Annotated in this window: 25 protein-coding genes, 1 tRNA gene and 1 other RNA gene; 19 read left to right on the forward strand and 8 right to left on the reverse strand. The window is 66.3% G+C overall.

The window, feature by feature from the left end; all coding sequences use genetic code 11:
* Positions 1 to 11 precede the first annotated feature (11 nt).
* The 7 genes from AB0O15_RS02320 to AB0O15_RS02350 all read left to right on the forward strand — a co-directional run bounded on the left by AB0O15_RS02320 (position 12) and on the right by AB0O15_RS02350 (position 5,186).
* A complete protein-coding gene (locus tag AB0O15_RS02320; RefSeq protein WP_364312904.1) occupies positions 12 to 1,241 on the forward strand; it encodes an SLC13 family permease in 1,230 nt (409 codons plus the stop codon).
* Entirely contained in the window at positions 1,238 to 1,696 is a 459-nt protein-coding gene (locus AB0O15_RS02325) for a universal stress protein (RefSeq protein ID WP_364312907.1), read from the forward strand. Before AB0O15_RS02320 ends, AB0O15_RS02325 begins: the two co-directional genes overlap by 4 nt.
* A gap of 378 nt (positions 1,697 to 2,074) precedes the next feature.
* The gene (locus AB0O15_RS02330) at positions 2,075 to 2,284 is read left to right on the forward strand and encodes a hypothetical protein (protein ID WP_364312910.1); all 210 of its coding nucleotides are present in this window, start codon (positions 2,075 to 2,077) and stop codon (positions 2,282 to 2,284) included.
* A 113-nt stretch (positions 2,285 to 2,397) separates the two neighbouring features.
* The gene (locus tag AB0O15_RS02335) at positions 2,398 to 2,886 is read left to right on the forward strand and encodes a DUF6886 family protein (RefSeq protein ID WP_364312913.1); all 489 of its coding nucleotides are present in this window, start codon (positions 2,398 to 2,400) and stop codon (positions 2,884 to 2,886) included.
* Positions 2,887 to 3,006: 120 nt separating this feature from the next.
* Positions 3,007 to 3,348: an STAS domain-containing protein gene (locus AB0O15_RS02340; RefSeq protein WP_364312917.1), complete on the forward strand. Its 342-nt coding sequence runs from the start codon at positions 3,007 to 3,009 to the stop codon at positions 3,346 to 3,348.
* Between the two features lie 39 nt (positions 3,349 to 3,387).
* Positions 3,388 to 3,963: a helix-turn-helix domain-containing protein gene (locus AB0O15_RS02345; protein WP_364312919.1), complete on the forward strand. Its 576-nt coding sequence runs from the start codon at positions 3,388 to 3,390 to the stop codon at positions 3,961 to 3,963.
* Positions 3,960 to 5,186 carry an MFS transporter gene (locus AB0O15_RS02350; RefSeq protein WP_364312922.1) on the forward strand — a complete coding sequence of 409 codons (1,227 nt, stop codon included), beginning with the start codon at positions 3,960 to 3,962 and terminating at the stop codon, positions 5,184 to 5,186. Before AB0O15_RS02345 ends, AB0O15_RS02350 begins: the two co-directional genes overlap by 4 nt.
* Here AB0O15_RS02350 and AB0O15_RS02355 read toward each other — a convergent pair.
* Both AB0O15_RS02355 and AB0O15_RS02360 read right to left on the reverse strand, forming a co-directional pair.
* Complete coding sequence (locus tag AB0O15_RS02355) at positions 5,136 to 6,086, reverse strand: glycerophosphodiester phosphodiesterase family protein (protein WP_364312926.1); 951 nt, start codon at positions 6,084 to 6,086, stop codon at positions 5,136 to 5,138. The two genes, AB0O15_RS02350 and AB0O15_RS02355, sit on opposite strands and share 51 nt — an antisense overlap.
* An 18-nt stretch (positions 6,087 to 6,104) precedes the next feature.
* Positions 6,105 to 6,815, reverse strand: coding sequence for a hypothetical protein (locus tag AB0O15_RS02360; protein ID WP_364312929.1), 711 nt, complete (start codon positions 6,813 to 6,815; stop codon positions 6,105 to 6,107).
* A gap of 284 nt (positions 6,816 to 7,099) precedes the next feature.
* Here AB0O15_RS02360 and AB0O15_RS02365 point away from each other — a divergent pair, with 284 nt between their 5' ends.
* The 3 genes from AB0O15_RS02365 to AB0O15_RS02375 all read left to right on the forward strand — a co-directional run bounded on the left by AB0O15_RS02365 (position 7,100) and on the right by AB0O15_RS02375 (position 10,724).
* Entirely contained in the window at positions 7,100 to 7,924 is an 825-nt protein-coding gene (locus tag AB0O15_RS02365; protein ID WP_364312931.1) for a hypothetical protein, read from the forward strand.
* Positions 7,902 to 9,056, forward strand: coding sequence for an XRE family transcriptional regulator (locus AB0O15_RS02370; RefSeq protein WP_364312934.1), 1,155 nt, complete (start codon positions 7,902 to 7,904; stop codon positions 9,054 to 9,056). Before AB0O15_RS02365 ends, AB0O15_RS02370 begins: the two co-directional genes overlap by 23 nt.
* A gap of 1,482 nt (positions 9,057 to 10,538) precedes the next feature.
* Complete coding sequence (locus tag AB0O15_RS02375) at positions 10,539 to 10,724, forward strand: hypothetical protein (RefSeq protein ID WP_364312937.1); 186 nt, start codon at positions 10,539 to 10,541, stop codon at positions 10,722 to 10,724.
* Positions 10,725 to 11,072: 348 nt separating this feature from the next.
* Here AB0O15_RS02375 and AB0O15_RS02380 read toward each other — a convergent pair whose 3' ends face one another.
* The 5 genes from AB0O15_RS02380 to AB0O15_RS02400 form a co-directional block, all read right to left on the reverse strand.
* Positions 11,073 to 11,666 carry a hypothetical protein gene (locus tag AB0O15_RS02380; RefSeq protein WP_364312940.1) on the reverse strand — a complete coding sequence of 198 codons (594 nt, stop codon included), beginning with the start codon at positions 11,664 to 11,666 and terminating at the stop codon, positions 11,073 to 11,075.
* A 202-nt stretch (positions 11,667 to 11,868) separates the two neighbouring features.
* Complete coding sequence (locus tag AB0O15_RS02385) at positions 11,869 to 12,180, reverse strand: hypothetical protein (RefSeq protein WP_364312941.1); 312 nt, start codon at positions 12,178 to 12,180, stop codon at positions 11,869 to 11,871.
* A gap of 133 nt (positions 12,181 to 12,313) precedes the next feature.
* Entirely contained in the window at positions 12,314 to 13,264 is a 951-nt protein-coding gene (locus tag AB0O15_RS02390; RefSeq protein WP_364312942.1) for a UTRA domain-containing protein, read from the reverse strand.
* 4 nt (positions 13,265 to 13,268) lie between these two features.
* Positions 13,269 to 14,201 (reverse strand): DMT family transporter, encoded by a 933-nt coding sequence (locus AB0O15_RS02395; RefSeq protein WP_364312945.1) that lies wholly within the window; start codon positions 14,199 to 14,201, stop codon positions 13,269 to 13,271.
* A gap of 13 nt (positions 14,202 to 14,214) precedes the next feature.
* Entirely contained in the window at positions 14,215 to 14,997 is a 783-nt protein-coding gene (locus AB0O15_RS02400; RefSeq protein WP_364312948.1) for a GntR family transcriptional regulator, read from the reverse strand.
* Between the two features lie 158 nt (positions 14,998 to 15,155).
* Between AB0O15_RS02400 and AB0O15_RS02405 the strand changes: the two genes are divergently transcribed.
* The 8 genes from AB0O15_RS02405 (at position 15,156) to AB0O15_RS02440 (ending at position 22,752) form a co-directional block, all read left to right on the forward strand.
* Complete coding sequence (locus AB0O15_RS02405) at positions 15,156 to 15,395, forward strand: DUF6284 family protein (RefSeq protein ID WP_364312951.1); 240 nt, start codon at positions 15,156 to 15,158, stop codon at positions 15,393 to 15,395.
* Positions 15,395 to 16,105, forward strand: coding sequence for a hypothetical protein (locus AB0O15_RS02410; protein WP_364312954.1), 711 nt, complete (start codon positions 15,395 to 15,397; stop codon positions 16,103 to 16,105). The genes AB0O15_RS02405 and AB0O15_RS02410 overlap by 1 nt, the downstream gene beginning before the upstream one ends.
* A gap of 67 nt (positions 16,106 to 16,172) precedes the next feature.
* Complete coding sequence (locus tag AB0O15_RS02415) at positions 16,173 to 18,314, forward strand: cell division protein FtsK (RefSeq protein WP_364312957.1); 2,142 nt, start codon at positions 16,173 to 16,175, stop codon at positions 18,312 to 18,314.
* 134 nt (positions 18,315 to 18,448) lie between these two features.
* On the forward strand, positions 18,449 to 18,721 hold the full coding sequence (locus tag AB0O15_RS02420; RefSeq protein ID WP_364312960.1) for a hypothetical protein: 273 nt from the start codon (positions 18,449 to 18,451) through the stop codon (positions 18,719 to 18,721).
* Positions 18,721 to 19,059, forward strand: a complete 339-nt coding sequence (locus AB0O15_RS02425; RefSeq protein WP_364312962.1) for a hypothetical protein — start codon at positions 18,721 to 18,723, stop codon at positions 19,057 to 19,059. Before AB0O15_RS02420 ends, AB0O15_RS02425 begins: the two co-directional genes overlap by 1 nt.
* Positions 19,060 to 19,093: 34 nt before the next feature.
* The gene (locus tag AB0O15_RS02430) at positions 19,094 to 21,046 is read left to right on the forward strand and encodes a DUF3987 domain-containing protein (protein ID WP_364312965.1); all 1,953 of its coding nucleotides are present in this window, start codon (positions 19,094 to 19,096) and stop codon (positions 21,044 to 21,046) included.
* Between the two features lie 149 nt (positions 21,047 to 21,195).
* Positions 21,196 to 21,474 carry a helix-turn-helix domain-containing protein gene (locus AB0O15_RS02435; protein WP_364312968.1) on the forward strand — a complete coding sequence of 93 codons (279 nt, stop codon included), beginning with the start codon at positions 21,196 to 21,198 and terminating at the stop codon, positions 21,472 to 21,474.
* Positions 21,475 to 21,489: 15 nt separating this feature from the next.
* The gene (locus AB0O15_RS02440; protein WP_364312971.1) at positions 21,490 to 22,752 is read left to right on the forward strand and encodes a tyrosine-type recombinase/integrase; all 1,263 of its coding nucleotides are present in this window, start codon (positions 21,490 to 21,492) and stop codon (positions 22,750 to 22,752) included.
* Between the two features lie 86 nt (positions 22,753 to 22,838).
* Here AB0O15_RS02440 and AB0O15_RS02445 read toward each other — a convergent pair.
* Positions 22,839 to 22,926 (reverse strand) — tRNA-Ser (locus tag AB0O15_RS02445).
* 80 nt (positions 22,927 to 23,006) lie between these two features.
* Here AB0O15_RS02445 and ffs point away from each other — a divergent pair.
* Positions 23,007 to 23,102: signal recognition particle sRNA small type (gene ffs, locus AB0O15_RS02450), an RNA gene on the forward strand.
* The last annotated feature ends 50 nt before the right edge of the window (positions 23,103 to 23,152 follow it).

The raw sequence follows: 23,152 nt of genomic DNA on the forward strand, positions 1-23,152 counted from the left end.
AAGGTCCCGCCGTGAGCACCCTGGTTTCGCTGTTACTGCTCGCCGGGGTGCTGGGTTTCGCGGTCGCGCGGCCCCGCGGGCTGCCCGAGGCCGTCGCCGCGGTGCCGGCTGCCGTGATTGCCGTGGTGGCGGGGCTGGTGCCGTGGCCGGACGCGTGGCGGGAGATCCGCGGCTTGGGCCCGACCGTCGGCTTCCTGGCGGCGGTGCTGCTCCTGGCCCATCTGGCCGACCGGGCCGGCGTCTTCCGGTGGGCGGGCGCGCTGGCCGCCCGGTCCAGCCGCGGGTCGCCGACGCGGCTGCTCGGCCTGGTCTTCGCGATCGCGGCCGTGGTGACCGCGGTGCTCAGCCTGGACGCGACCGTCGTGCTGCTCACGCCCGTGGTGTTCGCGACCGCGGCGCGCCTGAGGATCAGACCCAAGCCCCATGTGTACGCGTGCAGCCACCTCGCCAATTCGGCGTCCATCCTGCTGCCCGTCTCCAACCTCACCAACCTGCTGGCGATGGGCGCCGGCGGCCTGTCGTTCCCGCAGTTCGCCGGGCTGATGGCGGCGCCCTGGCTGGCCGTGGTGGCGGTCGAGTTCGCGATCCTGCGCTGGTTCTTCGCCGGCGACCTGCGGGTACGACGCGCGACGGAGCCGGCCGAGCTCGAGCCCGCGCCGCGGTACGCCCTGGTCGTGCTGGGCGTGACGCTGGCCGGGTTCGTGGTGGCCGGGCCGCTGGGCGTGCACCCGGCGTGGGTCGCGGCGCTCGGGGCGATCGCTCTGGGCGTACGGCAGAAAGGTCTGACGCCCCGATCGGTCCTGGCCGCCGCCAATCCGTGGTTCTGCCTTTTCGTGTTCGGTCTCGGCATCGTCGTGCTGGCGGCGGGCCGGAGCGGTTTCGGGCGGCTGATCGATCGGCTGGCGCCGCACCATTCCGGAATTCTGGGTCTGCTGGCGATGGCCGGATTGGCCGCGGTCCTCGCCAATCTGCTCAACAATCTGCCCGCGACGCTGATGTTGTTGCCGCTCGCCGCGCACAACACCGGTCTGGTTCTGGCGGTTTTGCTGGGCGCGAACATCGGGCCCAATCTGACCTATGTCGGTTCGCTGGCGACGCTGCTGTGGCGACAGATTCTGCACCGCCGCGGCGAACCGCCGGTCACCGGCGAATTCCTCCGGCTGGGTGCGCTTACGGTGCCGGCGTGTCTGCTCGTGGGGGTGGCGGCGCTGTGGCTCAGTCTGCGAGTGTCGGGCGCGTGAGGACGCTCGTGTGGCTCGCCGACGACACCTGGGAGGCGTGCGTTGACGCCGCGCGCGAGCAGGGCGGCGAGATCACCCTGCTGTACGTGGTGGACAGCGACACGATGGCCGCGCTGAGCGGCCGGGCCGGTCTGCTCGGCCGCAACTGGCCGGGTTCGCCGGCGCGGGACGGGCCGCCGGCCGCCGGCGACCCACCGGAGCCGGGCGGGGAACTGCTGGCCGAGGCGGCGGAGTCGGTGCTGACCGCGGCGGAGCGCCGGCTCGATCGCCAGTGCCGGCGGGTGACGCGCTGGGGCCGGCCCGAGCGTGAGGTGGTCGCGGCCTGCGCCGACGCCGATCTGCTGGTGCTGGCCCGGGACGGCGATCGTCTGGCCCTGGGCCCGCGCAGCCTGGGTCACGCGACCCGCTTCGTGGTCGACCACGCCCCTTGCTCAGTGCTGCTCGTCTGGCCCTAGTTCAGCGCAGGGTAGTGGCACGATCACGGTTCGACCTGGGCGGCGGACGTCCCACCTCACGGATTGTGAAAAATTGTGTCGGCCCCCGAATCCTCGTGACGGGGCTCTCAGGGAGCTCACAGCATGATCAAACGGGCCGCTGTCGTGTCGATGACGTGACGGTGCCGTTTCGTCCCGACGGATGCATTTTCGCGCGGCGCTTCGACCTGCGGTTACTACGAATAGTGACGACTCCGAGACTGCCCTAAGACATAGGCGTCCAGGCAAGATGTGGCGGCCAAATCCGACCTGTCGGCCGATGGTCCCTGACCTGGTGGTGAAGAAGTTTCACGAATCTGGCCCGGTCGCATTGGTCGATGTCTGTCTTAAAGTTGACCCGTGAGAGTTGAGCATCACTGGTGGAATGGTGACGTCCGGCTTGCACGGCGGGACGTCTTTGTCCGGACCGACGGCAGAGCCTGGGAAGTCGAAGCCCAGATGGGCGGACCCGAGGGGAGATCGAAGGTCCAGCAGTGTCCAGGAAAGGCTTCGGCCATGATCCTGGCGGACGCGTGGCGCGGTTCACGCTGGCAGTGGCGCAAGCTTTAGGCGCCGGATGCCGGGCTGAGCCTCCTGCTTGACCTCTTCTGGCTTGGCCCCAATACCTTGATCGGGCCGGATTCCCTTTGCGGAGTCCGGCCCGATTGCTTTAGGCAGGAACCATGCTGCCCGATCCCGGCCAGGTTCTGCATTTCTCGGAAGATCCGACGCTCACCCTTTTCCGGCCACACGTCGCACGGACGGCGCGCGAGGCCGAGGCGTACGTCTGGGCGGTCGACGCCGAGAACGCGCCGTCCTACTGGTTCCCGCGCGACTGCCCCCGGGTGTGTTCCTGGTCCCGGCCCCATCGCGTGCACGCCATCGAGTACGGCTGGCTGGACCGCCTGCGTACGGTCCGCCTCTACGCCTACCGCTTCGCGAGCGACGCGTTCCGCCCGTTCGGGACGCCGCACCCGCACGCCTGGGTGAGCACCGAGGAGGTGCGTCCGCTCGGCCCGCCCGACGAGGTCGGCGACCTCCTGGCCGCGCATGAGGCGGCCGGCGTCGAGTTGCGGCTGCTGGCGAATCTCTGGCCGCACCTGGACGCGGTGGCTGCGGGCGACCAGCGCTTCAGCGGCATCCGGCTGCGTAACGCCCATCCTCGGATCTGAGCCCATCCACGGAATCTGACGGACCGGACGAACGGACCTCGTGTCCGGCCGTGCCCGTTTGTGACGTTCTAGCCTGTATTGGCAGTGAACTGACCTGTCCGGAATCCGAAAGAGAATGGGATGTTGGCCACGATTTCCGACGACCGCTCCGACATAGCGGTGCTCAAACTGTCCGGCGAACTCGACGCCGAAACCACGGCCAAGCTGCATGCCACGCTGGCCGACCTGTTGGACCGGCCGGTGCCACGGATCGTGGTGGACCTGGCCGATCTCAAGTTCTGCGACTCCGTCGGGCTGAGCGCGTTCATCACCAGTAAACAGGTGATCGCGGCCCGCGGCGGCTGGCTCAGCTTCGCGTCGGTCAGCCCGTTCCTGGCCGGCCTGATGCAGACGGTGGGCCTGAGCCGCTACTTCGCCGTGTTCCCCACGGTCGAGGACGCGATCGCCGCCGCCGAGATCTGAGAGGTTGCTTTCACGAACGTGAGAGATTAGTTTCGAAAGATGCCTCTCACGAATCCCCTGGGCGATGTCCCGCTCACCGATCCGAAGGCGATGCGGGCGCTGGCCCACCCCGTACGCCTGGCGATCCTGAGTTTCCTGCAGCGCAGCGGCCCCGCGACCGCCACCGTGCTGGCGCCGCACGTGCAGGCCACACCCTCCGTAGTGAGCTGGCACCTGCGGCACCTGGCCGAGTTCGGCCTGGTCACCGATGCCGACCCGGCCGACGTGCCGGGCGACCGCCGGCAACGCTGGTGGGTCTCGGTGGGCCAGGGCTTCCGCTTCGAGGGCAGCCACGACCCGGCCGCCGAAATGCTCGCCGACCAGATGTACGCCACCGCGAACACCCAGGTCGAAGCCTGGATGGCCGAGGTACGCCCGACCCTGCCGGCGGAGTGGCTGCGGCACGCCGGCCCGTCCAACACCCGTGTGGCGCTCACCGCGGACGAACTGGCCGGCCTGGCCGACGCGATCGACACCCTGCTCGCCCCGTACGTGCACCGGGAGACGCCGCCCGACGGCGCGCGCCCGGTCCGGATCCTCCGGCACTACCTGCCGCTCGAGGAGGAGGACCGGTGAGCCGCTTCGGCAAGTACTGGGCCGGCCAGACCGTCTCCGAGTTCGGCGACCGGGTCAGCGAGCTCGCCCTGCCGCTGATCGCGGTGACCACGCTCGCCGCCACCCCGGTCGAGGTCGGCCTCCTGACCGCCGCGGTGTGGACGCCCAACCTGCTGTCGATCCTGATCGGCGCCTGGGTGGACGGCCAGGCCCACCGCCGGCGTCTGCTCATCATCGGCGACGTGATCAGCGCCGCCGCCATCCTCAGCCTCCCGTTCGCCTACTGGTTCGGCGTGGTCACGCTGGCGCAGCTGTTCGTGGTGGCGTTGCTGGCCGGCTTCGGCCAGGTGCTGTTCCAGGCGGCCGGCCCGTCGTTCTTCGTCAAGCTGGTCGACCGCGAGCGGTACGTCGACGCCAACAGCAAGCTCAGCACCAGCCGGTCCGCGTCCTTCGTGGCCGGCCCGGCGATCGGCGGCGTCCTCATCCAGGTGCTCACGGCCCCGGTGGCGATGCTCGCCGACGCACTGTCGTTCCTGGTCTCGGCGCTGTTCATCAGCCGGATCCGGGTCGAGCCGTCGGTGCCGGCCGCCTCGTCGTCAGCGCGGGACGGGCTCGCCTACGTGCGCCGGCACCCGTACCTGAGGTCGGCCCTGGCCTGCGTGACCACGATCAACTTCTTCACCTTCATCGCGCAGGCCCTGCTCGTCCTCTTCGCCAGCCGTGACCTGGGGCTCTCCGCCGGTCAGATCGGCCTCGCCTTCGGCCTCGGCTCGCTCGGTGGTCTGCTCGGCGCCGTCGTGGCCCCGCGGCTCTCCCGGCGGTACGGGGTGGGCCGCGGCGTGGTGGCCGGCGCCATCCTCTTCCCGGCCCCGATCGCCGTCCTGGCCCTGGCCCACGGGTCCGGCTGGTCGACGTTCGCGCTGCTGGCGGCGGCCGAGGCGCTGTCCGGGTTCGGCGTGATGATCTTCGACATCAACCTGAACGCGGTGCAGGCCGCGGTCACCGCCGACGAGATGCGCGGCCGGATGGTCGGCGTCTTCGGCACGATCAACTACGGCATCCGCCCGCTCGGCGCGGTCATCGGTGGCCTGCTCGGTTCGGCCGTCGGCGTACGCCCCGCGTTGCTCATCGCCGCGGCCGGCGGGGTGCTCGCCTGCCTGTGGTTGCTGCCCTCGCCGATCCCCAGGATCTTCCTACTGAGCGACGTCGATGAGGTCGACCCGGTTGCTCCACAACCAGCCTGACCAGCCGTCCGGAACATCCTTCAGGTCCTCGGGACGGTCCCAGCCCTCGGACCACGGCCCGTCGCCGGCGACCAGGATCACCCGGGTGTCGGCGGCGCGCATCCGCTCGACGAACCGGTTCGGCCAGCCCCAGAGGAACCGGCCGTAGCGTTGCGGCAGGTGCAACTCGGTGTGGCGGCAGGCGTCGGGCACGTGGCCGGTCCAGCCGATTCCTTCGTACGCGATCAGGCAGCTCTTCATCGTCTTCTTGGACGCGGCGCGTACCTGCGGCAGTCGTTCGGACACGGCGGCGACCGGCGCGTCCCCGCCGTACACGGAGATGGTCTTGAGGCGCTCTGGTTTCTCGCCCCGCAGCAGGTCGGCCAGGCGCGCGCCCTCGGTGGCGTCGTCGTTCTTCAGATCGATCAGCAGCTCGCGGTCCGGGAAGGCGGCGAGCACCTCCGGAACCGTGACCAGCAATCCGACGCCCTTGCCGCGTAACGGGAACGTGGCGCCATGGTCGGCCGTGTAGCCGTACCCCAGATCAAGCTTGCGCAGCTCGGCCAGCGAATGGTCCTTGATCGCGCCGGTGCCGTCGGTCCGGCACTCGAGCGTCGAGTCGTGGAAGACGACCAGCGCGCCGTCCCGCGACACCTGCAGGTCGAACTCGAGCATGTCGGCGCCGGCCGCGAACGCCGCCCGCATCGACGGCAGGGTGTTCTCGATGAACGCGTGGTCCGGCGGGTCGATCCGGGTCGCCGTGCAGGTGTCGTTGCCGACGCCGGCCAGCGGGAAGGTCTGCGCGATGCCACGGTGGGCCAGCAACCGAGGGTGGCCGGCGCCGCCGCCCGACCGGTTGCCGGCGTAGAGACCGGCAGCGAGCAGGACGACGACGCCCGGAATGACCCAACGTTTCTTCACGAGGACATTCTGGCGGTCCTACCAGGACCAGGGCCACCAGATGTTGTTCTTGAAGCCGGTCGACCACTGATGCTCGGCGCACGAGGCCTTCGTGGCGAACCGCTGCTCGTCCAGGATGGAGACGGTGCCCTCGTTGTAGGTGCCCAGGCCGAATCCGATTCCGGTGACCGTCATCTTCGGGTTCTTCGTGACCACCTCGGCGAAGGTCAGCGTCGCCGGGCCGCCCGCGGTCTTGTCGATGCCCTCGATCGTGTTGGCCGACGACGTCCACAGCTTGCCGTCGAGCACGTTCCACTCGGTGCGGAGCTGGCGCTGCGGGTTACCGCCGCCGATGTCCATCAGGTAGTAGTAGGGCTCGTAGATCAGGACGCCGTCGCCCTTGGGCGTGCGCACGTAGAGGTGGTAGGCCGGGAGCGCGGCGTCGTTGACACCCACGCCCTTCTTGTCGAGCTTCACCGTCTCGTACGTGACCTCCTGCACCGAGGAGGCGAGAACCGGCGAGAACGAGGTCTTCCACGAGACCTTGTCATTGACCTCGCCCGGCTGCGTGGTGAGCTGAACACCGTCGGCGACCAGCTTCGCCTTGCCGCCGGCCGTCTCCACCACCCCACTCGTGCTGGAGTGCTTGACGACCTTGCACGGCCGGTGGGTGGAGGCCTGGGCCGGAGCCGCCGCCCCCAGAACAGAAACCAGGGTGATACCTGCCGTTGCCGCAATCATTCGACGCATATGTCCAGTTTATCCCATTAGGGGCGGCGCCAAACACGACGAAGGCCGGACCCGATCGGGCCCGGCCTTCAGCGTCTGAACTGCTCGCTGAGTCAGTGCTGCTCAGTGGCGGAGGATACGAGATTCGAACTCGTGAGGGTGTAAACTCAACACGCTTTCCAAGTCTGTGGACCATCGTCTGGCGAAGATCAGCACCGTCCATGACCTGCGGCTACCGCTCCGCCTGGACACCGGTGAACGGCCCCGATCGACGGCGAATGAGACCACAACTGAGACCGCGACGGGTGTATCGGCAGATCGGGCGCGCCACGCAGGACGGCGCTGCCGAAAACTGCCGCACGGGTCTGGGCCCCGAAGAGTTGTGCGCCGGCGGCACGGCCTCGTTGGCCCGCCGGAGCGAACACTTGGCGCGCCGCAGACCAAACGTGCAGGCCGTTAACTTTCTGCCTGATAATATCCAGGCCATGGCTAACGAGGACGTCGAACGCATCCGGGAAGCACTGCTCCCCCTCTGCGAGCCCTTGCATGATGTCTTCACCTGGGCCGATCAGAGGCGTCGTAAGGCGTTCCCTGAATTGGTCGATGACGCCGAGTACCGCTGGTTTGTTACACATTCGGTGCGAGCCATGGCTCACCTACGCCTGGGAACGACCAGGACAGCGCCCTGGAGCTTGGCGGGGAACCACGCCCGCAACGGAGAACTCTGGCTCACCGATGGCGGATACAGCGTTCGCATCCTTCATGCAGTGCGCGACTCTGACGTGCCTCCGCCTGGCAGCACCCTCGCCAGGCAGGCGTACTACCGCAACCAGCCACTTTTCGAGATGGATCCCCAAACCAGGCTCTTCGGCCCCGCCGACGACAGACTGCTCTTCATCTGGCGCATCGACCCGAAGACGAGCGTGCCGGCCTTCAGGGTCGTCCGCCCTGTCGGAAACTGGAAGTGGGGCGACCATGCACAAACTGACATCGACTTCGTGCTTCCAGAGACCGCTGAGGATCTTGCTGCCCTAAGCTTCGAGCCATCGGATGAAGAGATGGAACTCGACATCCCAAACGAAGAAGAGACGGAAGGCGGAGCAGGCAATGCTGGCGGCAGCGCCGGGTGAGCGACTGAAGACTTTGCGTGACATTCTCGGCCTGACGCAGATACAGCTGGCCGAAGTGTCGGGTGTGAGCCAGCCGTGGATCTCAGACGTCGAGACATCCACAAGAGACGCCGCCGCCGACAAGCTTGCCCAGATCGCAGAGGCTACTGGGACACCGCTTACCTTCTTTAGCGTCCGACCATCATCCGTTCCACTCGATAGCCTCCGCTTTAGAAAGAATTCTGCGGCGAGGAAGAGTACGACTCGGCGAGTTCATGCCATTTACGGCGAGAGCTATCGGGTAACTGAAGATCTCATAGAGCTTGAGAACTATCCTACTCCATCGCTGCCGTTCGCTACCGGTGACGATCCATTAAAAGATGAGGCCGTAGAGCAATTCGCATCAGAAGCTCGTGAGGCGCTCAGGCTTGCTCCCGATAAGCCTATCCCGCATCTGACGCGTGCTCTCGAAAGAGCAGGCATTGCCGTTGCGCCGATGGTCCTGCCAGATGCAGACGGCGAAGAGCACACAGCGGTTGGACACTTTGGCGTCTCATACTGGGCAGGCAAGGGTGCTACAGCCCTAATTGGATACTTCCCCGGATATCAGGGCGACCGCGATCGGTTCACGTTGGCGCACGAGTTGGGCCATGTTGTGCTGCATACGTTCCGTCCACGGCTTCCTCTGCCTCAAGCCGAGGCCGAAGCCAACCGATTCGCGACAGCCCTCTTAATTCCACTGAGCCGCGCCGAGGCAGAGCTTTCCGATTCTTTGTCATTGACGGATTATGCTCGCCTGAAGTCGACATGGGGCGTCTCCATGCAGGCCATCATCATGAGAGGCAGCGCGCTTGGGGCGGTAGGCGAGACAAGAAAGAAGTCACTGTTTGTTCAGCTATCAGCAAAGGGCTGGCGGAAGATAGAGCCAGTCACGGTCGGACACGAGGAACCCAAGCTGGTTTGGACTCTCTTAAGCCGGAGATTCGGCGACCGACCATACATGCGGGGTGCAGAGAAGCTCGCTATTCACCCGACTGTGCTGAGGTCAATCGCTCCAACGCCTCTCACCAAAGACTCGGCGAACCAAATTTTTCCAAGTGGCCAACCACCGTCGGGCAAGATCGTGGAGTTTCGGAAACGCCACTCGGGCTGACTAATCATCCAGTCCGCGTAATCGACCGGAAGTCCGAAGATGCCATGCCATCTCACGCCGTCCGGCGATCTTTTTCGCGGTGTCGTGGACGAGGTCCTGAGACGTCGGCGGCTGGCGGCAGGCCAAGCCCTGGTCCGGCCGGCACGAGCGGCCTCCCTTCAATCTGTGCAGAAACCAGCACCGGCCTTCAAGACCGTGCACTGCGCGCTGCGGCTGTCATGGCGTGGGCCTCAGCCTTTTCGCCCGTTTTGCGGGGACTGCGAGCAGCGCAGACTCTCGAAACCCGCAGCGCGTTCGGCCGCATGTGGGCAGCAGCGGTACACGTCTTCAACCGCAGCGCACTTCCAGGCCTGGTTGGAGGACGTTCCGTCCATACGGCTTTCGTCCCACCTTCCGTGACTGATCGATTCCCGGCGTTAGATCAACAATCCATAGCCGCAAGTCAGAAGCTTCTAGGCCGAGCTAGGCAGCGGCCGTCAGTCAAGTGCTGTACCTCTGTGCTGTACGGGCAGCAGACCCATCAACCTTCTTGCCGACGCCATAGCCGGCGGCGAGGCATGGTCAAGGACAGCGCTGGCCTCGTAAAGTCACCTTCTGTGACCTCGAACCTAGTGTTTCCCGAGCCGGCTCATGAACGGCTCAACTGGCTCGCAGCCGGAGAGCCACAAGTTAATTGGTATTTGGAGTGCAGCCACCCAGAGGCGCAGCGCGGGCGCCAGCAGATCAATGACTGGTATGAAAAGTTTAATGACCCGGACGGTCACTTCCGAGCACGACTACGGAGTCAGGTAGACGAAGAGCACTCTGGTGCCATTGACGAACTGTTCATATACGATCGGCTTTCCACGCGTTTCCTCGTCACCTACGAGGAAGACAACGTTGGGCCGGATTTCCGACTGTACGGCGACGGGGTTCTTGTTGGATCGGTCGAAGTGTTCTCATTGTTCATGCGCTCAGATTGGGCAGCCGAGCAAAGACGTGAGCACATCATCACTCGCGCGCTCAACGACAACATCCAACTTCAGTCCTGGTTTCTGCGGTTCGAGATAGTGAACTGGAGCAATAGCCCCTCCACCAACTCCATCGTGACTTGGACTCGACAACAGATAGCATCCCTTCCAGCGCCTGAGACCGTCGGTACACGTCTCGCCGAAGCTCCTCATGCCACTTACCAAGATCGCGCTGTAACTCTGAATTTCACATTCATCCCTAGGCGTGCAACGAAACCTCCGGCAGCCACCGACCGGATTGTCGGAGTCGGTGGAATAATCGGTGGCTTCGGCAACTCTCAAGGGCGGCTTCGGAGAGCTCTGGACAAAAAGGCGGGTGGGCGCTACGACTTGCGAGGGGCACCCTTCGCGATTACCGTTGGAGTCCACGACCCGTTTTGCTCCGTCGATGACGTTGAAGGTGCGCTCTACGGGAGTGAGCGAGTAATCGTCAACATCGGCGACGGTTCCGTCACGCCGAACCTCGGGCTCGATGGCTTCTTTTCGCCGTCACGAAAGTTCGCTAGAGGAAAGAACACTCGCGTTTCCGACGTGTACGGGCTCCTGCCGTGGTCACCGTGGGATCCAGAGGATGCCCGCTTCATTAGGTTGGAAAATCCCTTTGCCGAAAGGCCGTTCGGTACCAGCGTCCTACCCGTCATTGCAGGCATCGGTGTGACCAACGCTGATGAACGCGGCCTAACTCTGGGGTGGGTACCTGAACGCCCACACTTCTAGCCCGCGCGTTGTGCCGGGCTGCTTGCGACCCATTCCAGAGATTGAAGACCCTCCGGAGGCTTGTCAGGCCGATCGTTGGTTCTCGCAAGAACATATTGCCCTTCGCACCGTCCGCTGCGCAGGGGACACGTCTACCGCACCGTCCGGCAGCGGGCCGGCAGGCCGGGCCTTGGTCTGGCCGACGCGAGCGGCCCCAGTTAAGGAGCCGCTCAAGGCCGAAGCGAAAGGACTCATAGCCTTGAGCGTTCTGCGAGACGGAGCCGGCGAACGAAGCGGCACGGACTACAGTTCAATTCCGGCCCTGACTCTCGCTCAAGTTAACTGCGTCGATATCTAGGGCTCTCCGAATCAGGTTGGCTTGAGGACCGATTACCATCGCCGCGTTGAGCCCAACCGAATAGACGTTGAAGCGCGCCCAGTCCCGAACGGATTGGGGCATTCCCGCAAGCCACCTTCTTTTGTCCTCATCCAGGTGGAACATCTCTCCATACGCCACCGCGAAGAAGAAATCGATTGCGGCGTAGGTCACCCCGTTAATGTTGAAAACCTCAACGCCTCGCTTGACGAGGCTCCACTGCTTGCGGTTGTTTTGGCAAATATTCTTTAGGTTCTCGTCGGATAATCTCTGGTACAGGAGATTGTGGACGGATTCGAAGTGAACCGACTCGTCATTAAGTAAAAAGGGTCGGAGATCCATGAGGAAAGAGCGGTAATCCTCTTCGTCCGGCGCGGAAAGTTCGAAGAAGTGCCGACGTCCGCCTAAATTAGTCTTGTATGCAATTCGAGGGATCCCGTGTGCGAATATGCGACGCTTCTTCATCTTCTCGGTTTGCTCGATGAAGAGTCGGAACACTTCCTCAGGACTTCGAGAGTCTTTGGGCATGCCCTCATTTCACCACCACAAGTTTGCCCGCGCGAGCGACTATCTACCCGCTTCCTCGTTGACCTCCGTCCAACCTCCACGGAGCAGACGGAGTCCGGCTGGGGGAAGGTCGAGCACCCTTCGGCTGACCGACCTTGCCAGGCAGGCCCTGTCTGCTCAGCACGCCTAGGCGAAGAGTCGCGGGTGTACAGCATTCGAATCTTCAAGGCGGAGTGCCGGGCAGGAGCCATCGGCCCGGCTCAGTTTGCAGGTTCCTCTTCTCCAGGGCTGTGAGTAGTTCGGCCATCACTGAACGCTGCTCGGGTGGGCTTGCGTTGTTGGCGGCGGCGACGATCTGTTCCCGCTGTTGAGCTGGAAGGTTCCACTCCAGCAGGACATCGAGCAGGTCGGACGAGTGGCATTGGAGGTCCACGAAGCCTTCGTCGCCCCACGGTGTCAGGCTTACGGCGTCGAGGTGTTGGTCGCCGATTTGCACGCCGATGGGTGTGTCCTCGGGCAGTGCAATGAGCTGCATTATGAGCGCGTTTCGCATCATTAGCGTCGACCCTAACTCGCCTTGGCGCATCGATTACGGTTCGTCAATCGTCTCCGACCCGAGGCATGTCAGGCGGTTTTGGACTGTCGGCTGAGCAGTGGCGGACGACGGGCTAATCGTCCACAGTCATTTCGTAATCGAGGACAGTGAGGTCGGCTCGGATCGTGAAGCGTGTGACTTCGAATGGTCGGCCGTGGTTGTCGTAGCTGGTGTGCAGGATTTCCAGCACTGGCACGCCTGGCGGGATCTTCAAGCTTGCGGACTCGGCCGGCGTCGGCAGGCGGGTTGTGACTTGCTCTCGGATGCGGGCGATGTCGTAGCCCAGTTCTTCGAAGCGGGAGTAGAGAGAGCCGCGTCCGAGTGCTTTGGTCGCGACGTGCGAGTCGCTGCCAGCGACGCTGATCGGAATGTACGTGGTGCCGTTCTGGACGGGCTCGTCGTCGGCGTAGTACCGATTTTCGCGGCAGACGACCATGGTGTGCGGGTCGATCAACAGCCTGCCGGCGACGTCAGGCGGTGCCGGCTGCTGGGTGACGGAGCGGCATTCGGCGTGGGGAGTTCGGCCTTGGCGGCTGACTTCCATCCGGAAAGGCGACGCCCCAGTGTCTTCACGCATCCGGCGGGAGTACCGCTGCGCTCCGAGTCGCCGTAGCGCCGGACGATTGCTGACGAAGGTGTCGTACAGCCACCTGGCGAACTGGGTCCATTGGGTTGCCTCGGCGCGGGCCTGAATGTCGCCAGGTGCGGACCAGCTCTGCCGGGCGAAGTCGGCGATCTGCGCCCGGTTGGCATCGAGTACCTGCATCGCCGCGGTGAGTGGGGTTCTGTCGCCGGGCTCGTCTTCGACATCTTCGGTCACCAGCTCCGCGAGCATGCCGTTGGCGGACAGCGCCGTGTCGACCGCGTCGGCGAACTCCGAACTGGGTTGCTTCCGGCCGATCTCGATGTCCCACAGGTAGGTATGGGAGTAGTGCATGCGCGTTGCCAGCTCCCGCAGCGACAGGCCGCGATCATGGCGAAGATCCTTCAAGAGGTGCGGAAACCGGGGGTCCACCTTGACCATCGGGTTACTTCCCTGGGCGGGTCGAGGTGTCGGTTTCGGTGTGGCTGGGTGCCTCGGTGGGCGCTCGGCTGGTCCGGCGTTGGACCAGGGCGACGCCGCCGAGGACGACGATCATTCCCGCGATCATCGGCAGAGTCACCCTCTCGTTGACGACCAAGGCACCGAGACCAACGGCGACGAGCGGCAGCAGGTATGTCGTGGTGGACGCGACAGTCGGCCCCTCGTCGCCGATCAGCCGGTAGTTGAGGACGTAGGCGAGGCCGGTTCCGAAGATGCCGAGGATGATCAGGCTTCCGACCGCGTCGAGACGCCAATGCGGTGCGACCAGGCCGCCAAACGGTAGGGCGAACAGCATCAGAACTGCGCCGGCCGCGAGTTGCGATGCGGACAGCATGATGGGCGGGATTCCTTTGTTGGTAAGGAATTTGCCCATGTAGACGTACGAAACTCCGTAGCTGGCCGACGCCGCCAGGATCGCCACGCCTCCCCAACTGGCGATCTCATTGGCGGACTCCCACGGGGTGAAGATGAGCACCGTGCCCGCGAATCCGAGCGCGAGGCCGATCCCGCGTCGCCAGCTCACGGAGCGGTCGGTACCCGCGAGGAACGCCACGAGCACCGTCCAGAGCGGGGTAGTGGCGTTGATGACACCCGCGACGTTCGACCCGACGGTGCGTTCGCCGATGCCGAAGAGCGTGTAGGGGATCGCGTTAGCGACCAGCGCCGCGACGAACAGGTGCACCCACGTCATGCGGCCGGTCGGGAAACGCATGCCGCGCGCGAGCGCGATCGGGGCGAGAACCAACGCGCCGAGGGTGAGCCTGACGAGCACGATCTGCGTCGGGGTAAAGCCGCGTAAGGCGAGCTTGATCCAGAGGAATCCGGACCCCCAGAGCAGGGCGAGTAGGGCGAGCCTGGCCAGGCTGCTGCGGCTCATCAGGTGCCTCTCGTCAGTCTTCGACGGGCATGTCATAGTCCAGGCCGTTGAGGTCGCCGCGCATGACGAACCTGGTGACCTCGAAAGGCCGGCGCTGCTCGTCGAAGCCAGTGTGCAGGACCTCGATGACGGGTACGCCGGGCGGCATGCCGAGGCCTGCCATCTCGTCCGGGTTGGGCATCCGCGCGGAGATCTCCTCCCGGATGCGGGCGATGGTGTAGCCGAGTTCTTCGAAGCGGGCGTAGATGCTGCCCTTGCCGAGCGTCTTCGCCGAGGCGAGCGGCGAGTCGCCGGCCACCTCGACGGGGATGTAGGTGACGCCGACCTGCACGGGTTCGTCGTCGGCGAAATACCAGTTCTCGCGACGTACGACCGTGGCGTTATCGGAGTCGAGACCGAGGCGCTCGGCCACATCTTCGGGAGCCTGCTCCTTGGTCACGGAGCGGCATTCGGTCTTCGGCGTACGGCCTTGCTTGGTGACCTCGATGCGGAACGGCGACAGGCCGGTCTCGCCGCGTAGACGCCGTGAGTAGCGGTTCGAGCCCAGGCGCATGAGCGGCTGTTGCGGGCGCACGAAGACGCCGCGTCCGTGCTGGGCGACGACCAGGCCCTCACCTTGCAAAATGCTGATCGCCTCACGGGCGGTGTTGCGCGCCGTGCCGTACTGCGCAGCAAGGTCGCGCTCGGAGGGCAGCTTCGCGCCGCTGGCCAGGTCGCCGCGTTCGATGCTGGCGCGCAGGTCATCGGCTATGCGGCGGCTCGGAAGTCGCTTGTCGGATTCGGGCTCCTGCTTCATGGGCTCTGCCTGTCCTTGTCTGGGGATAGGTCCCTCTCGCCCAGCGTATCGCAACTGGCTCAAGCCAGCTCTTGACAGAGATCACCTTGCGCTCCAAACTGGCTCAAGCCAGTCAGCTGGCTCAAGCCAGTTGAACCGTTGATGCAGGGGAGCTTTGCGTGCAGACCCATCTGTTCACCCAGGACGGCCCCACACCGGACGACCTCGCCGAGATCGAGCGCGAGATGCCGCTCATCGAAGCCGGCATTGATCTGGTTGACGCCGAGATCCGCATGTTGACCGCCAACGGAGGACCGTCGCCGCTGGACTGGCGGCGACTGCGCCGGGCCGAGGCCCGCGTTACCCGCATCGCCGCCGAACTGGCCGCGCGTCCCATCGACTTCAAGGCGGTGGCGTGATGCGCAAGCCGTACGTGTCGGGCCGTGGCTGGGCCTACATCGGTGCCGCTCTTGGTGGCTCGGTCTCGATCGCCGCAAACGTCGCTCACTCCTACGTCCCGCCCATCTACGGTTCGGCCGACTGGACGCCGCAGACCGGGGCGGTGATCGGCTCGGTGTTCTGGCCGGTAGCCCTGTTCGTCGCCACCGAGATCCTTGCTCGTGTCCCATGGCCGACTGGGCGCCGCTGGATGGCTTTGCGCTTTCTCGGCCTGCTGCCCGTCGCCCTGGTCGCCGCGATCGTGTCGTACAAGCACGGTTCCGGTCTGCTCCGGTTCTACGGCGAGGACGTGCTCACCGCGCACCTCGGTCCGCTCGCTGTCGATGGCCTGATGGTCATGGCGTCGGCCGCGCTGCTGGCCACCGCCCGACCCGCCGCCGCGCTCGCTACCTCGGTTGCGTCGGCCGTGTCACCCGTCCCGAAACCGGTTGCTGCGCCGGTGAACGCAGCCGAGAAGACGCCCGCCAAGCGTGTCACCCCGCGTCCGGCGTCGGCCGAAAAAGTCGCCAAGGTTGCCGCCAAGATGCCCGGCGCACCGGTCGCGCAGATCGCCGCCAAGGCCGGAGTCAGCGAGAGCACCGCGCGCCGATACCTACCTGCTCCTGCCGCCACCGTGGCGTCACCATCCGCCCCGGTTCCTGCGGAAACGCCTGCTCTCGCCGCCGCCTGATCCCAACCAACGGTTCCTGTTCGTCGCCGCCCTCGTGATCGCCGCCTGAGACCGGAGGACCGACACCGTGAACACCCCCAACCCGAACCCCGAAAACTTCGACTGGAACGCCGCCGAGGCCGACGTGACTGACGCCAACGTGGTGAACCTGGACGCCGAGCGGACCCGCCGCACGGCCGCCGAGTCGAGCACGCACTTCGAGGTGGCCCTGGACGAGACCGCGACTCGTGGCGGGATGCCTGTCGACGCTCCGCCGGTCGGGCCGTCCGGGCGACGCCCGATCGTGCCGGCCAACTGGTCGACATGGCCGAACATCCGGCACAGCCTCGTGCAGGCCGCCGAACTGACCGCCTACCGCGCCGGCTTCCACGCGTTGCGTTCGCCTTGGTACGCCACCCTCGCCACCTTCTGGGCCGTCGTCGGAGTGTTCCGGCTGGCCGGCCGCCAGCTCAAGTGGTGGTGGGTCACCGAGCAGTACGGGCTCCGGCAGGCTGCCGCTGACGCCAACGACCCGCAGATGTGGCTCAAGTTGCACCGTGAGGTCAAGGCCACCCGCATGTGGCGCGCCCTGGTCCTGCTCGCCGAGCTGCTGACCGCAGCGATCGGCGGGCCGATCCTGTACGCGACCGCGCCCACCTGGGCTCTCGGTCTCTGCCTCGCTGCCGTGGTCTTCTTTCTGGCCCACATCGGCCGCCCGGAAGACCGGCGCATCATCACCCCCGCGACCGTCGCGGGCCGGTTCCGCCGGGTCAACCCGGACATCATCCTGCGCGCCTACTACGCCGCTGGTCTCGGTCACCCGGACAAGCCGCACCAGCAAGTGAGCTTCGGCTCGACCATGGCCCGCGACGCGTCCGGCACCGGCTCTCAGGTGTCGATCGATCTGCCGTACGGCAAGACGTTCGACGACGCGGTCAAAGCCCGCGGTGCCGTCGCCTCCGGCCTGGACGTCGCGGTGTCGCAGGTGTTCATCACCCGCGATCCCAGCTCGCACCGTCGGCACACGTTGTGGGTCGCCGACCGCGACCCGCTCGCCCAGGGCGCCGGGCGTACGCCGCTGCTGCGCGGCAAGGCCACCGACATCTGGCAGGCCGCCCCGTTCGGGCTGGACGAGCGCGGTAACAAGGTGTCCATCGCCCTGATGTGGACGTCGATGCTGATCGGCGCGCAGCCGAGGCAGGGCAAGACGTTCGCCGCCCGCACACTCGCTCTCTACGCCGCGCTTGACCCGTACGTGAAGCTCACCGTCCTGGACGGTGGCGGCAAGCCGGACTGGCGCAAGTTCGCCCTCGTGGCCGACCGGTGCTCGTTCGGGCTGGCGATGACCCGTGACGGCGACCCGGCCGAGATCGTGTTGGAGGCGCTGCGGGAGATCAAGGCCGACGTGCAGGACCGTTACGAGCGGCTGTCGGCACTGCCGGTCGACGTGTGCCCCGAGGGCAAGCTCACTCGGGAGATTGCCCGTGATCCGAAGTACCGGATGCCGGTGCGGATGGTCGTCCTGGACGAGTTCCAGGAGTACTTCGACCTCGGCGAGGTGTCCAAGGAGATCGCCGGTCTGCTGGTCTACCTGGTCAAGGTCGCGCCGGCCGCCGGGATCATCTTTGTCGACGCCACCCAGCGCCCGTCCGGTGTCGGGACGGGACAGGTCGCCCAGCAGTTCATCTCCTACCGCGACAACCACCAGGTCCGCTTCGCCCTGCGCACCGGCTCGTGGCAGGTATCCGACCTGGTGATGGGCTCCGGCGCGTACTCCGAAGGCCACGACAGCTCGACCCTGCTGCCCACCTACAAGGGCGTCGGAATCCTGCGCGGCGCGTCCGACCACACCCCGACCGTGCGGACCTACCTCGCCGACCAAGAGGACGCCGAGAAGATCCTCATCGCCGCCCGCAAGCTGCGCGAGGCCGCCGGAACCCTGGCCGGCATGGCCGCCGGTGAGGACATCGTCCGGGAGTCCCGCGACGTGCTCGCCGACGTCCGGTCGATGTTCGAAGCGTCCGAGCGCGGGTTGCAGTGGGAGGACATCGCGGCCCGTCTCGCCGACCGGCTCGCTGAGCACTACGCCGACGTCACGGCCGAGTCGGTCTCGGCTCAGGTCCGATCGTTCGGTGTACGCAGCGTAGACGTCAAGCGTGCCGGTAAGGCCCTCAAGGGAGCCAAGGCCGACGACATCGACACCGCGATCAGCCGCCGCAAAGCCGCCTGACGGTCGCGGTCCACCCGCGACCGGTCGCGTTACCGCGACCCGACCCGCGACCGGCCTGGTCAGCACACTCTTTGACCGGTCGCGGGTCGCGCCGCCAGCCCTTCACACCCAGAAATCGTCCCAGGAGGCTTTCCGTGCCTGCCCTCGCCGCGACCGCAACCCCCGAAACCACCCTCACCGGCCTACTCGCACTCGCTCTCCTGCTGATCACGCTCGGTTACGCGCTGGGATGTTGGCTCTGGCCGTTCGGAGTCTGCCGCCGCTGCAAGGGCAGCGGCAAGCGCCGCTCACCGTTCGGCCGCGCGTTCGGGCTGTGTCGCCGCTGCGGCGGCGACGGCCGCCGCCTGCGGGTCGGCCGCCGGATCATCAACAGCCTGCGGGAGCTGCACGACAAGGGCACCCGCTGATGGCCGCCCGGACCGTGCGCCGATTCCACCGCACCGGCACCCCACACACCGACTGGTGCGCCCGCGATCACCGCTGCGGCATCAACGAGCACCGCTCCGCCGACCTCATCGCCGCCGCCCTCGGCGGGCGGGCCGTTATCACACGCGTCCGCGCCGGAGATACCGAGTACGCCGAGATCCGCGCCCGGATCCCGTTGCACAGCAACGAAAACGCCGCTCGATGGCAACTCGCCGCAGCCCTACGCCTGATGCGACACCTGCTCGACACGGTCGCCGTCCGACCTGGCGCGCTGCGGTCCCGGACTGAACGGCTCGCCCTCGGCACCGCACGACGCTGATCGCCCTACTCCCGAGACCCAAGAAGGAGGCCACGTGACCCACGTTGCCGCGTTTGACCTGGCCGCCGAGCAGGCCGTCATCGGTGCCGCCCTACTCGCCCCCGACCTGATGGCCGATCTGGCGGCCACTCTCGCCCCGAGCGATTTCTGGCGTCCGGCGCACGCGGTTCTGTGGGAGTCGATGTGCGCCATGCACGCCGCCGGTACGCCCACCGATCCGATCACCGTCACCGCGCACCTTGCCGAGGCTGGCGACCTAGGCAGGTTTGGCGGTGCCCCGTACCTGCACACGCTGACCGCCGAGGTGCCCTCGGCCGCGAACGCCGGGCACTACGCGGGCATCGTGGCCGGGCACGCCAAGCGCCGCAAGGTCGCCAACCTCGGCACCCAGCTCGCCGACCTCGCCACCTCCGGCGCCGACCCGGCCGAGGTGGTCGCGACCGGCCGCGCCCTGCTCGACAACGCAGACACCCCCGGCGGCTGGACGCCGCTGATCCCGCTCGGCCGTGGCCGGCACCTGCCGCCGTTCCCCGCCGAGCTGCTACCCGGCTGGCTCGCCGAGCAGGTGTTCGCGGTGGCCGAGTTCACCCAAACCCCGGTCGACCTTGCCGGGAGTATCGCCCTGGCGTGCCTGTCCACCGCCGCCGGTGGCCGCGCCGAGGTGGAGGTACGCGGCTCGTGGCGCGAACCCACCAACCTCTACACCGTCGTCGTCCTACCGCCCGGCTCCCGCAAGTCGGCCGTGTTCGCCGCGATGGTCGCGCCGATCCTGGCCGCCGAAAAGAGCCTGATCGAGCGAAGCGCACCAGCCATCATCGAAGCCGAACTGGCGTCGAAGGTCGCCGGTAAGACGGCCGAGAAAGCCGCTCTCGCAGCCGCGAACGCTGACCCGTCCGGGCGGGACACGTTGATCGCCGAGGCGACGGCCGCCGCGATGAACGCCGAAGCCATCACGGTGCCGGTCAAGCCCGTCCTGATTGCTGACGACGTGACCAGCGAGACCGCCACCTCATGGCTCGCCGCGCAAGGTGGCCGGCTGGCCGTGCTCTCCCCGGAAGGCGGGATCTTCGCCACCATCGCGGGCCGGTACTCCGGCACCCCGAACCTCGAAGTGTTCCTGAAAGGCCACGCCGGGGACATGCTCCGGGTTGGCCGCCAGTCCCGCGATACCGAGCACGTCGACAAACCCGCGCTCACCATGGGTTTGGCCGTGCAGCCGGAGATCCTGCGCGACATCGCGAACATGCCCGGCTTCCGCGGCCTGGGCCTGCTCGCCCGAATCCTGTTCGCCCTGCCGGAGAACACCGTCGGCCGCCGCAAGATCGGAGCCGACCCGATCCCTTCCCCGGTCGCCGCCGACTACCTGGCGAAGCTGCACGCCCTGGTCCTCACCCTCGCCGAGTGGACCGATCCGGCCGTGCTGGTCCTCACCCCGGACGCCAACACGCGCGTGCTGGACATTGAACGCGCGGTAGAGCCGAGGCTCGCTCCGGGCGGGGCGTGGGCGCATGTCGTGGACTGGGGATCGAAGTACACCGGGGCCGTGGTCCGGATCGCCGGGCTGATCCACCTCGCCGAGCACCTGCGCGACGGGTGGGGACACCCAGTCGATGCCCACACGGTCGAACGGGCGGCGATGATCGGCGACTACTACGCCGCGCACGCCCTGGCCGCGTTCGACGACATGGGAGCCGATCAGAGCACTCGCAACGCCCGGCACGTGCTCGCCTGGATCGAACGCACCACTACAACGGCGTTCACCAAACGGGAGCTGTTCCGAGCTGTGCAGTCCAGCCAGCTCAAGACGATGGCTGACCTCGACCCCGTGCTCGCCGTCCTGGAAGCCCACGGCTACCTGCGCCAGCTCGACCCGCCCGCACCCAAACGGGCCGGGGGCCGGCCGCCCTCGCCGAGCTACCTCGTGCACCCCGACGTCCACCGACCCGCTGCGACCGTGCACTCCATCACCGCGCGGCGGTCCGCGTGAAGGCCCTGACAGAACTGACACAACTGACACAACCCCACCGCGACCGAGGTTCTGTCAGTTCTGTCAGTTGTGTCAGGCCCGCTTCCGGCAGGAGCCCGCCTCCCCATGGCGACCTTCGGCCGGCACACCGGATCGCTCCACGGCGACGAATGGCGCTCACCGCGCCGATGAGAAACCGCTCCCAGCAACATCGCTCGTATCGGAATGGGGAAGCCGAAGTGGAAACGCAGAGCATGGACTTCGTTTACACCGTCGCCGAGGCTGCCCGGCACCTCAAGATTGGCCGGACCGCCATGTACGAACTCGTGATGAGTGGACAGATCCGTTCGGTCACCATCGGTCGATCTCGCCGCATTCCCGCCAGTTGTATCGCCGAATATCTATCGCACTTGCTGGACCAGCCCGCAGATTTCCCCACTGCCGCCTGATCGAAGGAAACGACAATGCCTCGCAAGCCAAACGGAGCATCCAGCATCTACCAGGGAACTGACGGTTCGTGGCACGGCCGAGTAACGGTCGGCATCAAGGACGATGGCACCTCGGACCGCCGTCACGTGCGGGGCAAGTCGGAGGCGATCGTCACGCGGAAGGTGCGTGCCCTGGAACGGGAGCGCGACGCCGGGACAGTGCGCAAGGCGGGTCAGACTTGGACAGTGGCCAAGTGGCTGACGTACTGGCTGGACAACATCGCCGTCCCGCCGAACGTGCGCGAGAACACTCATGATGGGTACCGCGTCGCCGTCAACGTGCACCTGATTCCCGGCCTCGGTGCGCACCGCCTGGAGCGGCTGCAACCCGAGCACATCGAGAAGCTGACGCAGAAGATGCAGAAGAACGGCAGTGCACCGGCAACCGCGCACCAAGCACACCGGACGATTCGAACGGCACTCAACGAGGCGATGCGCCGTGGTCACATCGGGCGTAACCCGGCCACCCTTGCGAAATCGCCGACCTTGACCGACAAGGAAATCGAGCCGTACAGCGTGGATGAGATTCAACGACTGTTGACCAGTGTTTCCGAGCGCCGTAATCGGGCGCGGTGGGCCATGGCCTTGGCGCTCGGCATGCGTCAAGGAGAGGTACTCGGACTCAAGTGGGAAGACGTCGACCTGAGTAACTTCTCGCTCCGCGTGCGTCGTGGCCGGCTACGTCCCAAATACGCGCACGGATGCGCGCAGCAGCCGTGCGGGCGCAAGGCGGGTTATTGCCCCAACCGGAAGAGGACTCGGGCCGACACGAACGACACAAAGTCTCGGGCTGGCCGACGCAGCATCGGACTACCTCCCGAGATCGCCGAGCTGCTGGAACTGCACAGAGTCGAGCAGGAGGCCGAGCGCAAGACGGCAGCTCAACTATGGGAAGAGGGGGAATGGGTCTTCGCGACCCCGATCGGTCGTCCCCTGAACCCGAACACGGACTACCACGATTGGAAGCAGATTCTCCGCGATGCCGGACTCCGTGACGGCCGCCTTCACGACGCCCGGCACACTGCCGCGACCGTGCTCCTCATCCTCCAGGTCCACGAGCGCGCCACGATGGGCGTCATGGGCTGGGCCACCACGAGCATGGCCGCCCGCTATCAGCACCTGACCGACCCGATCCGGGCAGACATAGCCAAGCGGGTCGGTGGACTCATCTGGAAGCCAGCCGAGCGCGCGTCGACGGACCCGCCGGGGGAGCAGGACAGCGGCTCAGAGGCCGCCTGACGGCCAACTGAGACCAAAATTGAGACCACTAACGCAGAAGGGTCGATCCCATGAGGGGTCGACCCTAGCGTTTTGCCTGCTCAGGCTGGCGGAGGATACGAGATTCGAACTCGTGAGGGTGTAAACCCAACACGCTTTCCAAGCGTGCGCCCTAGGCCACTAGGCGAATCCTCCGTACGCCAGGATACAGACCGTCGCAGCCCGGTTTCGTGGGAGGGCTGCGCGGGTGCGTGTCGGCGTTGGGTAAGCTGGCTGGCAGCCCCTCGTGCGGCGTCATCTTGTGAACCTCCCCAGGGCCGGAAGGCAGCAAGGATAAGCGAGCTCTGGCGGGTGCACGGGGGGTCCTTTCGTGTCGCCACCCGGGCACGTTTGTTTCTGTCACACCCTCGGCGGACAATGG

It is taken from the genome of Actinoplanes sp. NPDC089786, assembly GCF_040684855.1.
GTDB lineage: Bacteria > Actinomycetota > Actinomycetes > Mycobacteriales > Micromonosporaceae > Actinoplanes.